Annotated in this window: 14 protein-coding genes; 12 read left to right on the top strand and 2 right to left on the bottom strand. The window is 62.6% G+C overall.

Features of this window, described 5'->3' with window-relative positions; genetic code table 11:
• The first annotated feature begins 28 nt into the window (after nt 1-28).
• Together LRS08_RS06240 and LRS08_RS06235 are read left to right on the top strand one after the other, a co-directional pair.
• The gene (locus LRS08_RS06240) at nt 29-1,516 is read left to right on the top strand and encodes an aldehyde dehydrogenase family protein (protein WP_257844479.1); all 1,488 of its coding nucleotides are present in this window, start codon (nt 29-31) and stop codon (nt 1,514-1,516) included.
• Between the two features lie 7 nt (nt 1,517-1,523).
• Nucleotides 1,524-3,212 (top strand): GMC family oxidoreductase, encoded by a 1,689-nt coding sequence (locus LRS08_RS06235; RefSeq protein WP_066581876.1) that lies wholly within the window; start codon nt 1,524-1,526, stop codon nt 3,210-3,212.
• Here LRS08_RS06235 and LRS08_RS06230 read toward each other — a convergent pair.
• The gene (locus tag LRS08_RS06230; protein ID WP_066581870.1) at nt 3,209-4,030 is read right to left on the bottom strand and encodes an enoyl-CoA hydratase-related protein; all 822 of its coding nucleotides are present in this window, start codon (nt 4,028-4,030) and stop codon (nt 3,209-3,211) included. The two genes, LRS08_RS06235 and LRS08_RS06230, sit on opposite strands and share 4 nt — an antisense overlap.
• A 371-nt stretch (nt 4,031-4,401) precedes the next feature.
• Between LRS08_RS06230 and LRS08_RS20040 the strand changes: the two genes are divergently transcribed.
• The 7 genes from LRS08_RS20040 to LRS08_RS06195 are packed head-to-tail and all read left to right on the top strand — an operon-like array spanning nt 4,402 to nt 9,427.
• Nucleotides 4,402-4,548 (top strand): hypothetical protein, encoded by a 147-nt coding sequence (locus LRS08_RS20040; protein WP_312026670.1) that lies wholly within the window; start codon nt 4,402-4,404, stop codon nt 4,546-4,548.
• Between the two features lie 14 nt (nt 4,549-4,562).
• The gene (locus LRS08_RS06220; protein WP_260481457.1) at nt 4,563-5,360 is read left to right on the top strand and encodes a hypothetical protein; all 798 of its coding nucleotides are present in this window, start codon (nt 4,563-4,565) and stop codon (nt 5,358-5,360) included.
• Nucleotides 5,361-5,403: 43 nt separating this feature from the next.
• A complete protein-coding gene (locus tag LRS08_RS06215) occupies nt 5,404-5,781 on the top strand; it encodes a cytochrome P450 (protein ID WP_260481456.1) in 378 nt (125 codons plus the stop codon).
• 33 nt (nt 5,782-5,814) lie between these two features.
• Entirely contained in the window at nt 5,815-6,624 is an 810-nt protein-coding gene (locus LRS08_RS06210; protein WP_066581861.1) for an SDR family oxidoreductase, read from the top strand.
• 16 nt (nt 6,625-6,640) lie between these two features.
• Entirely contained in the window at nt 6,641-7,414 is a 774-nt protein-coding gene (locus tag LRS08_RS06205; protein ID WP_257844480.1) for an SDR family NAD(P)-dependent oxidoreductase, read from the top strand.
• 25 nt (nt 7,415-7,439) lie between these two features.
• Nucleotides 7,440-8,600, top strand: coding sequence for an acyl-CoA dehydrogenase family protein (locus LRS08_RS06200; protein WP_075150236.1), 1,161 nt, complete (start codon nt 7,440-7,442; stop codon nt 8,598-8,600).
• Between the two features lie 20 nt (nt 8,601-8,620).
• Complete coding sequence (locus tag LRS08_RS06195; protein WP_066581957.1) at nt 8,621-9,427, top strand: crotonase/enoyl-CoA hydratase family protein; 807 nt, start codon at nt 8,621-8,623, stop codon at nt 9,425-9,427.
• Here the strand turns inward: LRS08_RS06195 and LRS08_RS06190 are convergent.
• The gene (locus tag LRS08_RS06190) at nt 9,420-10,154 is read right to left on the bottom strand and encodes a FadR/GntR family transcriptional regulator (protein ID WP_257844481.1); all 735 of its coding nucleotides are present in this window, start codon (nt 10,152-10,154) and stop codon (nt 9,420-9,422) included. The two genes, LRS08_RS06195 and LRS08_RS06190, sit on opposite strands and share 8 nt — an antisense overlap.
• A gap of 253 nt (nt 10,155-10,407) precedes the next feature.
• On the opposite strand from LRS08_RS06190, the gene LRS08_RS06185 reads away from it, so the two are divergent.
• Genes LRS08_RS06185 through trbB form a run of 3 tightly spaced genes read left to right on the top strand, consistent with a single transcriptional unit; the run spans nt 10,408 to nt 13,817 of the window.
• Nucleotides 10,408-12,423, top strand: coding sequence for a conjugal transfer protein TraG (locus tag LRS08_RS06185; RefSeq protein WP_257844482.1), 2,016 nt, complete (start codon nt 10,408-10,410; stop codon nt 12,421-12,423).
• A gap of 3 nt (nt 12,424-12,426) precedes the next feature.
• A complete protein-coding gene (locus tag LRS08_RS06180; RefSeq protein WP_066581919.1) occupies nt 12,427-12,831 on the top strand; it encodes a CopG family transcriptional regulator in 405 nt (134 codons plus the stop codon).
• Entirely contained in the window at nt 12,828-13,817 is a 990-nt protein-coding gene (gene trbB, locus LRS08_RS06175) for a P-type conjugative transfer ATPase TrbB (protein WP_066581922.1), read from the top strand. Before LRS08_RS06180 ends, trbB begins: the two co-directional genes overlap by 4 nt.

Below are 13,817 nucleotides of genomic sequence, written 5' to 3'. Positions count from 1 at the left end.
ACCAATACGAGAATTCGTCAGGAGAGATATGGCCAACCCCAGCGGGAATCAGCGTCGTTCCGAAGCGTCGCTCTATATCGATGGAGCATTCGTTGGCGGGCTGGGTGCACCGGTGGACGTCGAGAACCCATCTGACGGGACGATTTTCGCCACTGTACAGGGCGCCTCGGCCGCGCAGGTGGAATCGGCGATCCACGCTGCGTGGCAGGCTCGGCAGAGCGGACTCTGGAGCGGCAGACCAGCTGCGGATCGGGCGGCAGATTTATCCCGAATGATAGCGTGGTTCGCAGACAACAAGGATGTCATCGAAGATCTTCTGGTGGCTGAGGCGGGCGTAGTGCGGGCATCGCTGGTGCGTGCAGGACAGCTGGACGCCGCGATCCAGCATGCAACCGACCTCATCGAGCTGTTCCTGACGCTACCTGAGATCGAGGACAATCCGCTTCCGCTTCGCGATCGATTCAAGGAAGTGTCCGCCATACAAAGTCTTCGGCGTTACGAGTCCGTAGGGGTCGTCGCTGCGATTTCGGCCTATAATTTCCCGTTCGTCATCAGCATGTGGAAGACGATTTCAGCACTGATCGCCGGAAACTCTGTCGTGCTACGCCCAAGCCCGCTCGCCCCGCTTTCCAGCCTCGTGTTCGGAGAAGCCGCGCATACCGCGAACCTTCCGGCAGGCGTATTCAACGTGATCGTCGAATCCGGGGCGGAAGGCGCCGTCCTGCTAGGGACCGATCCCCGGGTCGACATGGTGAGCTTTACGGGCTCGACCAAGGTGGGCCAGCAGGTGATGGTGCAGGCCGCCGCGACAATGAAGCGCCTGCAGCTTGAGCTGGGTGGAAAGTCCGCGCAGATATTCCTGCCCGACGCTACCGCCTTGGCTTCCACGGCCGGCAATCGCGCTTGCGTACCCCACTCAGGCCAGGTCTGTGTCGCCGGTACGCGAATCTTCGTGCCGCAGGACGAGAAGGAAGCGATAATGGCCGCGATCGCACAATCGCTGGCCGGCGTCGTGATCGGGCCTGCCGACCACCCGGCCACTACCATGGGGCCGCTGATCAACGGAACTGCCGTCCGGCGATGCGAGGCTTTCGTTGCAGATGCGCTGGCCAGCGGTGCCCGGCTCATTTGCGGCGGCCGTCGCCCACCAAAACTTGATCACGGACATTATTTCGAGCCGACAATTCTGGATTTGCCGGATTGCGCCAATATAGCCGCTCGCGAAGAGATATTCGGGCCTATCGCCTGTGTCATCGGCTATCGCGACATCGACCACGCCATCGAGATGGCGAATGATACGCCCTACGGCCTGTCAGGCCATGTGTTCGGCAAGGATCTGAGCCGCGCGATCGAGGTCGCCTGCCGGCTGCGGACCGGATCGGTCAACGTGAACGGCAGCGCGCTGAGCGCCTTTGCCTCAGGCGGCGGGCAACGGTTGAGCGGCGTGGGCCGCGAGCGGGGGATTGAGGGTCTGCGCATCTATCAGGAGCTGAAATGCATCACCGTCGTGAGCTGACCGGCCGATGAGATACAGCCACATCATCATTGGCGGTGGATCCGCGGGATCGGTGCTTGCGAGTCGGCTCTCCGAGCGTGGCGCAAACCAGGTGCTGCTGATCGAGGCCGGCCCGGATACCCCACCTGGCGATGAACCGGCCGCGATTCTCGATAGCTATCCAGGTAGCGCCTACCTCGACGCGCGCTTCGTTTGGAGCAATCGGCGGGTGACGGTCGCTCCGACCGGAAACCTCCAGCCCGGGACCATGTTGCCGCCGCGCAAATATGAGCAGGCACGGGTGCTTGGCGGAGGCTCCGCCATCAACGGGCAGCTCGCCAACCGCGGGTTGCCTTGGGATTTTGAAGACTGGGTTGCTCGTGGTGCGATGGGGTGGGGATGGGACGATGTCCTGCCCTTCTTTCGCAAGCTTGAGAACGATCTGGATTTCGATGGTCCGCTCCACGGGAATACGGGGCCATTGCCCATCCGGCGGATTCCCGAGGCGTTCTGGCCCGGTCAGGCAAAGGCATTTTCTGCCGCGCTCACGGAAGCGGGATTGCCGTTCCTCGCCGATCAGAACGGTGAGTTCGGTGACGGGCACTATCCGTTGCCGATCTCAAATATCGACAACCACCGCGTGACCGCGGCGATGGCCTGGCTGACACTCCAAGTCCGCTCCCGCTCCAATCTTCAGATCAGGACCAACACCACCGTCGAGGCGCTGCTGTTCGATGGCTTGCGAGCCATCGGGGTTCGAGCGGGGGGAGAGGTACTGCTTGGCAAAACCATCATCCTTTCGGCCGGCGCGCTCATGACCCCGGAACTCCTGCTGCGCAGCGGGATCGGTCCTGCCGACGATCTCGCAAGAGTCGGAGTCGAGGTTCGCCTGAACGCGCCGGGTGTCGGGCGCGGTCTGACCGATCATCCATCGATTGCGATTGCAAGTTACCTTCCGAGCGCGGCCCGACTCCGCCGCCAGCGGCGGCACATTCTGCTCGGCGTTCGCTTTTCCACCGACACTAACCGCTTTCCGGCGGGCGATATGTCGGGGCTCATTTCAACAAAGGCTGCGTGGCATGCAGTTGGTGAGCGGCTCGGCACATTGGCTTTCTGGATCAACCGGCCGCTATCCGAAGACGGTCGTATTCACCTGACATCTGCTGATCCTCGCCAGGCCGCGCAAGTCGATTTCAACCTTCTTTCCGATTCGCGGGACGTCGAGCGGCTGATGCGCGGCTTCCGGCGGATGGCAGCGCTTCATTTGTCGCCGCTGCTTGGCAATGCAGCCCTGGACGCCTTCCCTGCCAGCTACAGCGAGAAGGTGCGTCAGATTGGCACCATCAATCTGAAGAACCGCATTCTGACTCGGCTCGCGGCCCTGTTTCTCGACGGTCCAGCTCCGATCCGGAGAGCATTCATCGAGAATCTGGTCATGGAGGGCGAGTCGATAGCCGACCTTCTATCCGACGACGCAAAGCTGGAGGTATTTGTACGCTCCGCCGTCGCCGGGGTATGGCATGCGAGTTGCTCGTGCCGCATGGGGGCCGCCGACGATCCAATGGCAGTCCTGACCCCCGATGGACGGGTCAAGGGCATCGAGGGCCTGCGCGTCTCGGACGCTTCCGCTTTTCCCGCGATCCCCAGCGCCAATACCAACCTAGCAGTCTTGATGCTGGCGGAGAAATTGGCCGAGCAAATGAAGGCTGAGAACTAGCGACCGGTGAATGCCGGGATACGACGCTCCATCACTGCGGCCACCGCCTCGTGCTGGTCGTCGGTCTGCTGCACGATCGCCTGCATCCCCGCGGCGATCTCGAGCGCGGTATGCAGGTCGAGTCTGGCGGAATCGCGCAGGAGCCGAGTGTTGAGCCGGATCGAGTGCATCGGATGTCGCGTAATCCGCGCCGCCAAGGTTCTCGCCTCGTCGAGCAGCGCATCATGTTGGACCACGCGAGACACGAGTCCGATCGCAAGCGCTTGTTCGGCATCGAGCGTGTCGCCGGTAAGCGCCATCTCTGCGGCTGCCGACTGGCCGATCGCGCGCGTCAGAAACCATGCGCCGCCCGCTGCCGAAGTCAGGCCGAGCTTGATGAAACTTTCCGCGAACTTCGCTCGATCCGACGCGATCCGCATCGTGCACATGGTAGCAAAGTCCATTCCGGCACCCATTGCGGCGCCGTTTACCGCAGCGATGGAAGGCACCTCCAGATCGTGGAGCGCGCGCGCGATCGTCTGCACGCCGGCCAGATAGGTCCGACGGATCTCGGCGGCGTTGCCGGCGAAGTGATTGGCGCGGGCGTACATGTCCTTGAGGTTGCCACCGGCACAGAAAACATCGCCTGCCGCCGTCAGGATTACGCATCCTACGCTCATATCGGCATTGATGGCATCGCATGCGGCGACCAGCTCGCGCGTGAGTAATGGACTAAGTGCGTTGCGGGTGCCGGGATCGTCGATGGTCAGAATGACGAGTGGCCCATCGCGCTCGACCCGAAGCACGGCGCGGCTGCTTTCGTTCACGTCAGCGCTCATGCGCCAATCTCCAGACCCTGCCGCTCGGCATGCATCAATCGCTCGTCAGTCATGATTCCTCCCGCAGGTGACCTGCCCATCACCAGTGTGCGGACTTCTAGCTGCATCTGGAGAACAGGCACGCTCTAAAATAGGTAGATATATAACCCGCATGGTTCTGATGCTTCGACTGGCACCGCACGAAAGAGAAATGAGATGCGCATCGTTTTCGGACTCCCTTCCCAGGAACAGATCTTTGCAACGGTTGCGGAAGGGGAAAGTCTCATGCGCGCCGCCGTCGAGCATGACGTGCCCGGGATCTATGGCGATTGCGGGGGCAGTGCGCGTGCGCGACCTGCCATGTCTATATCGACAGCGACTGGATCGAACGCGTGGGCACGGCCGAACCCGGCTCGACTGAAGAATCGATGCTCGAAGGCGCTCCGGCCGATGTCCAGCCTAACTCCCGGCTGGCGTGCCAAGTGATCCTCACGCCTGAACTCGACGGGCTGGTCGTGCTTGTGCCGGAAGGCCAATGAGAAAGGACGGGGCAATGAACACTCAGATTCGCGGTGCGATCGAGACGATCGATGTCAGCCGTCCGAGCATCTTCCGCGACGATTCCTGGCGACCGCTGTTCGCGAAGCTCAGGGCAGACGATCCGGTGCATTACTGCGCCGACAGCCGCAGCGGACCCTATTGGTCGATCACACGCTACGAAGACATCGTCCGGGTCGATACCGACCCAGACGGCTTCTCTTCCCATTATTCGCGCGGAGGTGTGACCCTGGATGATCGCAAGACGAGCCAGAGCTTCATGCAGATGGATCCGCCCGACCACACGCGTAAGCGCAAGAGCGTCACGGGCATCGTCGCCCCAAAGAGCCTGGGCCAGATGGAAATTCTTATCCGCGAGCGGGCTGGCCGTACGCTCGATGCGCTGCCCCGCAACGAGGAGTTCGACTGGGTCGAGAATGTATCCGTCGAGCTCACCTCGATGATGTTGGCCACGCTGTTCGGACATCCGGTGGAAGATCGCCGCCGGCTGGTGCGCTGGTCGGACATCATTACCGCTGATCTTGAGGATCCGGAGAGTCCCATCAGCACGGAGGAAGAAAGGCAGGAGGTTCTCAAGGAGTTCTACATGTCGATGGTGGAGGTCTGGCAGCGACGCCAGAGCGAGCCGCCGGGCTTCGACATCATTTCGATCCTCGCGCACGACCCGGAGATGCGCAACGCGTCGCTTCAGGAAATCACCAGCGTCTTCGGTCTCTTCCTCGTCGGCGGAAACGACACCACCCGCAACTCTATGTCGGGCGGGGTATGGGGATTCTGCGCAGAACCCCGATGAGTGGACGAAGCTCAAGGCAAATCAGAAACTGCTCGGCAACGCCGTGTCCGAGATCATCCGTTTTCAGACACCGGTCATCTATGAGCGCCGAACCGCGACGCGCGACATCGAGCTTGGCGGTAAAATCATCAAGGAAGGCGACCGGGTCGCCATGTGGTATATTTCGGGCAATCGCGACGAGAGCGTGTTCGATGAGCCCGATCGTCTCCGGATCGAACGACCGAACGCACGCCAGCATCTATCATTTGGCATGGGGCCGCATCGCTGCATCGGCTCGCGCCTGGCGGAAATGCAGTTGCGCGTATTGTGGGAGGAAGTGCTGGCCCGCGGACTCGAGATCGAGGTGCTTACACCGCCCACTTACGCTTTCTCGAATCTCGTGCGCAGCCCGACCCGGCTGCCGGTCCGTATCAAGGGCTGAAAGCAGATCAGCTCATAATTTACTGGACAGTTCATGACCCGATCAGTCTTTCGTCCTGACCTCTTGCGAGGCAAGTCGGTCTTCATCGCCGGCGGCACCAGCGGCATCAATCTTGGTATCGCAGAGGCATATGCGGATGCGGGCGCAAGCGTAGCCATAGCCGGCCGCGACGCCGAAAAGGCCGAGAACGCCGCGAACCATCTGCGCGGGAGAGGTGGCGAGGCCATCGGTGTCAGCCTCGATGTGCGGGACTATGCCTCGGTGGAGGCGGGGCTTGAACTCGCGCGGAACAGGTTCGGCGAATTCGACATCGTCATATCAGGTGCTGCCGGAAACTTTCTCGCGCCCGCGCTCGGCATGTCGGCGAACGGATTTCGCACCGTCATCGACATTGATCTCAATGGTACCTTCAACATATTCCGCGCCGCCTATGCGCTGCTTCGCAAACCCGGTGCATCGCTGATCGCGATCAGCGCGGGTCAGGCGACGAACCCGATGATGTTCCAGGCACATGTTTGCGCAGCGAAGGCTGGCATCAACATGCTTGTGAAGGTCCTGGCGATGGAATGGGGCCCGGCGGGGGTGCGCGTGAATGTGATTTCACCAGGCCCGATCGGCGGTACCGAGGGCATGGCGCGTCTCACTCCCACAGCAGAGGAAGAAGCGTCCTGGAAGGCCCGCATAGCGCTGCGTGATTTCGGACAGAAAAGCGATGTCTCCGAGATGGCGATGTTCCTCGCAAGCGACGCATCGGCCTATGTCACTGGCTCGATCTTCCAATGCGACGGTGGCTGGACGCTGGGTAATTCCTCGGGCGAGACCCTCGGCGGCGAGGCGCGATAGCAGAATGGAGACGAACATGATCAACCCGATGTCACTCGATGGCCGCAGCGTGATCATTACGGGCGCCGCGCAGGGAATAGGACTGGCGACCGCTCATCTGTTGTACGAACTCGGCGCGCATGTAACGCTGCTCGATCGCAATGAGGAAAGGCTTAGCGAAGCCGCCTCGGCATTCGATGTACAGCGCATTCTCGTGCAATGCGGCAGCATTACCGACCGGTCGTTCGTGGGCCGCGCCATGGCCGCACATATCGCCCGGTTCGGTGCGGTCGATGGTCTGGTCAACAACGCAGGGATCACCCGTACGGCGATGATCGAGAAGATGACTCTCGAGGATTGGCAGGCCGTGATCGATGTCAATCTCACCGGCGTCTTCAACATGCTGCAGGCAGTCGGCACAACGATGATCGCCAGAGCCAAAGAGGGCGAGGCCAATCCGGGCGCTATCGTCAACATATCCTCCGATGCCGGTCGCAAGGGAACGATCGGCCAGATCAATTATGGTGCCGCGAAATCCGGAGTGCTCGGGATCACGATGAGCGCAGCCCGTGAATGGGGCCGTCACGGCATCCGCGTGAACAGCGTCGCCTACGGGGTCGTCGAAACTGAGATGACCGAGATCGCACGCAGCGAGAAGTTCCGGGACCGATATCTTTCGAACATCCCGCTCGGCCGCTTCCTCAGTCCAGACGAAGCCGCCTACTCGATCGCCTTTCTGCTCTCGCCTGCCTCGGCCTTCATTACGGGTCAGCATCTCAGCGTGAACGGCGGCGGCCACATCACCGCCTGATCCTACTCGTGACGGGAAGATAGACATGGAATTTCGGCTCACGGACACCCAGCGCGAACTGCAGGAAGCCGCGCGCAAGTTCGCCCGCGCGGAACTCTCGGACCTGGCGCGGGAGCTTGAGGAGAAAGCGAGTCCGGTCCCGGACGCGATGCGCAAACGCTACGCCGAAATGGGCTTTCTCGGCGTTAACCTGCCCGAACAATATGGCGGCCTGGGCCTCGGGCATCTCGAGGCACTGCTGGTGCTCGAACAATTCGCAATGATCTCGGTGGCGGTGGCATTTCCGGTGTTCGAGAGCGCCACGGGTCCCGTCCGCACCGTCGAGCATTTCGCGAGCGACAAGCTCAAGGCGCGTATCCTGCCCGAGGTCATCAAGGGCGAGAAGATCGTCGCGGTCTCGATGTCCGAACCTGCAGCAGGCACCGCGCTCACCGATCTCAAGACCGCTGCCCGCTATGACGGTGACGAGATCGTCCTCACCGGCCAGAAGCGCTGGTGCTCGGGCGGCGGCCATTCGGACTATTACATCGTCTATTGCCGCTTCGATGATGAGCCGGGCGCCAAGGGCATCGGCGCGGTGCTGGTCGAGAAGGAGCGCGAAGGGATCAGCTTCGGACGCCCGGAAAGTCTGATGGGCTTTCGCGGCATCCCCTCGGCCGACATCTATCTCGACGAAGTACGCGTGTCGAAGGACAATCTGATCGTGCCCAAGGGCGGCTTCGGCAAGCTGATGACCGCGTTCAGCCTCGAACGCTGCGGCAACGCCACCATGGGCCTGGGCATCGCCGCCGCTGCGCTGGAGGAGGCGACCGAATATTCCCAGGAACGCCATCAGTTCGGCAAGCCGATCGTCGATTTCCAGGCGATCCAGCTGAAGCTCGCCGAAATGGCGATGAAGGTCGAAGCGTCACGCCTGCTGATCTATCGCGCCGCGGTGAACGCCAGCCAGGGTCTGCCCTCGATCCTCGACAGCTCGCTCGCCAAATGCTTTTCGAACGAAATGGTGGTCGAGGTCGCGTCCAAGGGGCTGCAGATCATGGGCGGCTATGGCTACTCCAAGGAGTATCGCATGGAGCAGCGCGTGCGCGACAGCTACGCCTGGGGCATCGCGGGCGGCACAACCGACGTCCAGAAAACCAATATCGCATCGGCGTTGGTCGGCCGCCGCTTCAATCAGCGCGCCTGATGCGCCAACTTCAGGAGCGCATGATCGGCGATCGCGTCTCGATCGGGAGAGCGGGCGCCGTCGCGGATATTCGATTGCGCCGCCCGTTCAAGATGAATGCTCTGGATGGGCCGATGTTTGATGCTCTCATCGCGGCCGCGGAGTCGGTCGCAGTCGATCCGACGATCCGGGCAGTAGTTCTCTCTGGAGAAGGCAAGGCGTTCTGCGCAGGAATAGACTTGGAAAGCCTCCAGGCTTTGATGAGCGACGAGGGCAAACAGGCGATGCAGTCGCGCAGCCACGGACTCGCTAATCGCTACCAGCAAGCTGCCTTGGCATGGCGCGAAGTTCCGGTCCCGGTAATTGCCGCGCTGCATGGCGTCGCCTTTGGCGGCGGATTGCAGATCCCGCTCGGCGCCGACATTCGCATTAGCGCGCCGGACACTAAATTCTCGCTGATGGAGGTTCGCTGGGGAATCGTTCCCGACATGGCGGGCACCGTCCTGCTGCGTTCGATCGTTCGGGAGGATGTGCTGCGCGAGCTGATCTATACCGCGCGCGTGTTCACGGGGATCGAGGCGGCGTCGATGGGCATCGTTACCCAGCTGGCGGCGAATCCTCACGTCGCGGCACTCGAACTGGCGAGTTCCATCGCGGAGCAGGGACCCCGCGCCGTTCGGGCGGCAAAGCAACTCCTGAACGAGACTCAATCGGTGTCGCCGCAGGTCGCCCTATTGTCTGAATCCGAAGCCCAAGTCGGTCTTCTGGCTGGCCCCGATCAAATTGAAGCGCTAAACGCGCATGCCGAACAGCGAAAGCCTTACTACACCGATCCTGAGGTCAGCTAGCCGTTCCCGGCGTTATCATTCGCTGATCGAGCAGCGAAGGATCGATGCGTGACCGCGAGAAATGCGCATTCTGGCGGCTCGCACGTTGCGCTTGCTCGACATCCCCAGCAACGATCGCCGAGAGCAGCCGCACTCTGGCTGTCCGACGAAATTGCATCAAATCTTCGCGCCCCTCGAAAATGGAGGGAAAGGCGGAAACGCCCAGCGAATACATCATTCGCAGCAACAGCTCGACAGCAGGGTTGCTCCCCATCTCACAAAGTAAGGTGATCAGCGTAATTTCGTCGTGCTGAAATCTTGCGAGGTCCTGCGGTGTATTCTCGGCCGCAGCCAACGTTTTCAGAAGCTCCCCAGCCCTCGCTCTGAGCGCTTCATCTTGGAATCCAGCCGCCAGCGCAGCGGCGTCACGTAACAGCGACGTAGTTGTCAGAAGCAGATCCCCCAAAGTCGTCCCGCGCGAGATCAGGAAAGTCGATGCCGAGGAAATCACTCCGCCAATGTCTGGCCGACGACTGAAGATGCCGCCCTTGACGCCGCGAACCACCGAAAGCAGCTGCTCGTGCTCGATCAAGTTGACCGCTTGCCGAAAAGTCGGGCGGCTAACACCAAGCGCGCCCATCAGATCCTTTTCTGACCCCAGGAATACACCCGGCGCTTCCGAAAGCGAGATACGGCGCAGTTCTTGGGCGACGCTTTGCGTAAGCGGTCGGTGCTTGGGTCGGGGCATATCCCTCTTTGGCGGTATGGCTGCCGCCACTGCAAGTCGCATCAGCGTGACCTGCGATATCGGCGCTCGAAGTGTCACGCCCGAAATCCGCAGCTATACGCTCGAGCACACGCTCTGAACGACCGCTCTCATCGGCGATGGCGCGTAGAGACGCCTAGTGGCGCGCCAAGGGCGTAATTTTCTCGAATCGCCAAGTCCTCAATTCTTCGAGGCCTGAACCGGGGCGGACTGTCGCCTGCGGGCGGAGCGCCTCATGACCCCCACCAAATTGCTGATCGGCCAGATCCTCGTCGTGTTCGCGATCGTCGTGGCGGGCGTCTGGGCCGCGACACAATGGTGCGCGGCCATGCTCGGCTACCAAGCGGAGCTCGGTACGGCTTGGTTCCAGATCGGCAACCTCCCGATCTATCGCCCCTGGGCGATTTTCTGGTGGTGGTATTCGTACGACGCCTATGCGCCGCATGTCTTCGACAAGGCTGGTACGCTTGCCGGGGCCAGCGGTTTCCTCGGCTGCGCCGCGGCGATCGCCGGATCGCTCTGGCGTGCGCGGCAATCGCGGCATGTAACGACCTATGGTTCGGCGCGCTGGGCGACGTCCGGCGAGCTTGTCCGGGCAGGCCTTCACAATGACGCGGGCGTCTTTCTGGGGCGGTTTCGCGGGCGCTATTTGCGTCACGACGGACCAGAGCATGTCATGGCGTTCGCGCCGACACGTTCGGGCAAAGGCGTCGGGCTCGTTGTCCCCACGCTCCTGAGCTGGACCGGCAGCACGGTCGTCCACGACATCAAGGGCGAGAACTGGCAGCTCACCGCCGGCTGGCGCTCGCGCTTCTCCCACGCGCTGTTGTTCAACCCGACCGATCCGGCATCGGCCAAGTATAATCCGCTACTGGAAGTCCGCAGGGGAACCGACGAAGTCCGCGACGTTCAGAACATCGCAGATATTTTGGTCGATCCCGAAGGGGCGCTCGAGCGGCGCAACCACTGGGAAAAAACCTCCCACTCGCTGCTGGTCGGCGCGATTCTACACATTCTTTATGCCGAGGAAGAGAAGACGCTCGCCCGCGTCGCGACCTTCCTCTCCGACCCGCAGCGCCCGTTCGTTGCCACGCTCAAGCGGATGATGGAGACCAACCATGTCGGTAGCACCGATGCGCCGAAGGTTCATCCCGTCGTGGCTTCCGCCGCGCGAGAAGTTCTGAACAAGAGCGAGAACGAGCGCAGCGGCGTGCTGTCGACCGCGATGTCGTTTCTCGGTCTCTATCGCGATCCGACCGTGGCGGCGGTGACCTCGCGATGCGACTGGCGCATTGCCGACCTGGTCGAGGCCGAACATCCGGTCTCGCTCTATCTCGTCATTCCGCCTTCGGACATCTCGCGGACCAAGCCGCTCGTTCGCCTCGTGCTCAACCAGATTGGCCGCCGCCTGACCGAGAAGCTCGATGCCGATCGGGCAGAGGGCCGCAAGCACAAGCTCCTGATGATGCTGGACGAGTTCCCGGCGCTCGGGCGGCTCGATTTCTTCGAGACCAGCCTGGCCTTCATGGCGGGCTATGGCGTGCGCGCATTCCTCATCGCCCAGTCATTGAATCAGATCGAAAAGGCATACGGCGAGCACAACTCCATCCTCGACAACTGCCATGTGCGCGTCGCCTTTGCCACGAATGACGAGCGCACGGCGCGTCGGATCTCCGATGCACTCGGCGTCGCCACCGAGCAGCGCGCGATGCGCAACTATGCCGGACACCGGCTCGCGCCCTGGCTCGCGCACGTCATGGTCAGCCGGCAGGAGACCGCACGCCCGCTGCTAACGCAGGGCGAGGTGATGCAGCTGCCGCCCGCCGACGAGCTGGTGCTGATCTCCGGCATGGCGCCGATCCGCGCCAGGAAGCTTCGCTACTATGAGGATCGCAACTTCCGAACCCGGCTCGCGACCCCGCCAGCGCTGGAGGCGGAAGGCTATAGCGACCGGCCGCGTCCGCGCACTGACGATTGGAGCGATTGCGTCAGCGCGGTCGATACGCGCCTCAATGTGGAACAGGTCGATGCCGTCGAGAGCGAAGGCGGCCTCGAACAGCAACGGCATCCCGGGATCGAGGTGAAGCCCGCCAAGGCCGAACCCGCAAAGCAGCTCGAGCTCCTCGATGCTGATCGCGACGACCCCGATGCCGCCGCCGACAAGCGGGTGATGGATCGCGTGCGTGCCTCGCTCGTGCGCGGCCACGCGATGAACCAGTCCCAGACTCCAGATCTGATGCCGGGGATCTGAGCGATGAAAGTCCGCCAAAATCTCTACATCGATCTTGACCTCAGCAATGCGCTCGACGCGCTGGTGATCCGGCGCGGCGGCAACAAGTCGCGCATCGTCAACGAGGCTCTCAAGACCTGGCTGGCGCGGGGCGCGAGCAAGGAGGTCGATGATCTCCTGAAGGTCCGGCTCGATCGCATCTCGCGTGAGGTCGGTGCAAGCCGACGCGACATCGAGGTGGTGCTGGAAGCGCTGGCCCTTTTCGTTCGCTACCAGCTGACCGTCACGGCGCCGTTGCCCGAGGCCGATGCTGCTGCGCTGGCGGTCGGTAATCAGCGTTTCGAGCGCTTCATTGCCCAGCTTGGTCGCCAGATCGCCGGTGGCAAGCGCACACTCGATACCAGCGACATGGCGGAGGCGCGGTCATGAGCGAACTGCTCTCGGCCGAGCGCCGCCGTGCCATGCTCCGCACCGCGATGGGACCGGCGATCACCGGCGCGCTCGCGGATCCCGCGGTCATCGAGATCATGGTCAATCCCGACGGGCTGCTCCGGCTCGACCGGCTCGGCGAGGGCCGCGTCGATACCGGTATCCGCTATGACCCCGCCCAGATCGAACGGATCATCCGGTTGGTCGCGAGCCATGCCCGCACCGAGGCTAATGCGGTATCGCCGATCATATCGGCCGAATTGCCGCCGCATGGCGACGGAGCAGGAGAGCGGTTCGAGGGGGTGTTGCCCCCCGTCAGTCTCGCGCCCTGTTTCTCGATCCGGAAGCCCGCGGCACGCATCTACACGCTGCTCGACTATGTGACTGACGGCATCATGCCCGCTGAAACCGCGCGGTTGCTGTCGCTGGCCGTGGTCGAACGCCGGAACATCCTGGTCGCCGGCGGCACAAGCTCGGGCAAGACGACGCTCGCCAATGCCTTGCTTGCCGAGATGGCGCATCTCGATGAGCGCGTGCTGATCATTGAAGACACGCGCGAGCTGCAATGCGCCGCGCCCGATGTCGTTGCGCTGAGGACCCGATCCGGCAGCGTCAGCATGGCCGATCTCGTGCGCTCGACGCTGCGCCTCCGCCCCGATCGCATCGTCGTCGGCGAAGTCCGGGGCAGGGAAGCCCTCGACATGCTCAAGGCCTGGAACACCGGCCACCCCGGCGGCATCGCCACGGTTCACGCGAACAGCGCCGTCTCCGCGCTCTATCGGCTCGAGCAGCTGGTGCAGGAAAGCGTGATCACTGTGCCGCGTCGGCTGATCGCCGAAGCGATCGACATGGTCGTGTTCATCTCAGGGCGAGGGCTCGCCCGCCGCGTCGACACCGTCGCGCGCGTCGCGGGCCTCGACCCGGACGGAAACTACGCGGTCCTCGACCTCACCCCCGATCCCACCAGTCATTGCGAAGGAGAATAG

This window comes from Sphingomonas sp. J315, assembly GCF_024666595.1.
Lineage (GTDB): Bacteria > Pseudomonadota > Alphaproteobacteria > Sphingomonadales > Sphingomonadaceae > Sphingomonas.
The sequence above is the reverse complement of the archived record's forward strand: the minus strand, read 5'-3'. Positions and strand labels throughout refer to the sequence as shown.

What these genes read in the sequence shown, in the direction of transcription:
- LRS08_RS06240 (WP_257844479.1), top strand. Translation starts at nt 29, where the DNA reads ATGGCCAACCCCAGCGGGAATCAGCGTCGTTCCGAAGCGTCGCTCTAT.
- LRS08_RS06235 (WP_066581876.1), top strand. Translation starts at nt 1,524, where the DNA reads ATGAGATACAGCCACATCATCATTGGCGGTGGATCCGCGGGATCGGTG.
- LRS08_RS06230 (WP_066581870.1), bottom strand. Translation starts at nt 4,030, where the DNA reads ATGAGCGCTGACGTGAACGAAAGCAGCCGCGCCGTGCTTCGGGTCGAG.
- LRS08_RS06220 (WP_260481457.1), top strand. Translation starts at nt 4,563, where the DNA reads ATGAACACTCAGATTCGCGGTGCGATCGAGACGATCGATGTCAGCCGT.
- LRS08_RS06210 (WP_066581861.1), top strand. Translation starts at nt 5,815, where the DNA reads ATGACCCGATCAGTCTTTCGTCCTGACCTCTTGCGAGGCAAGTCGGTC.
- LRS08_RS06205 (WP_257844480.1), top strand. Translation starts at nt 6,641, where the DNA reads ATGATCAACCCGATGTCACTCGATGGCCGCAGCGTGATCATTACGGGC.
- LRS08_RS06200 (WP_075150236.1), top strand. Translation starts at nt 7,440, where the DNA reads ATGGAATTTCGGCTCACGGACACCCAGCGCGAACTGCAGGAAGCCGCG.
- LRS08_RS06195 (WP_066581957.1), top strand. Translation starts at nt 8,621, where the DNA reads ATGATCGGCGATCGCGTCTCGATCGGGAGAGCGGGCGCCGTCGCGGAT.
- LRS08_RS06190 (WP_257844481.1), bottom strand. Translation starts at nt 10,154, where the DNA reads ATGCCCCGACCCAAGCACCGACCGCTTACGCAAAGCGTCGCCCAAGAA.
- LRS08_RS06185 (WP_257844482.1), top strand. Translation starts at nt 10,408, where the DNA reads ATGACCCCCACCAAATTGCTGATCGGCCAGATCCTCGTCGTGTTCGCG.
- LRS08_RS06180 (WP_066581919.1), top strand. Translation starts at nt 12,427, where the DNA reads ATGAAAGTCCGCCAAAATCTCTACATCGATCTTGACCTCAGCAATGCG.
- trbB (WP_066581922.1), top strand. Translation starts at nt 12,828, where the DNA reads ATGAGCGAACTGCTCTCGGCCGAGCGCCGCCGTGCCATGCTCCGCACC.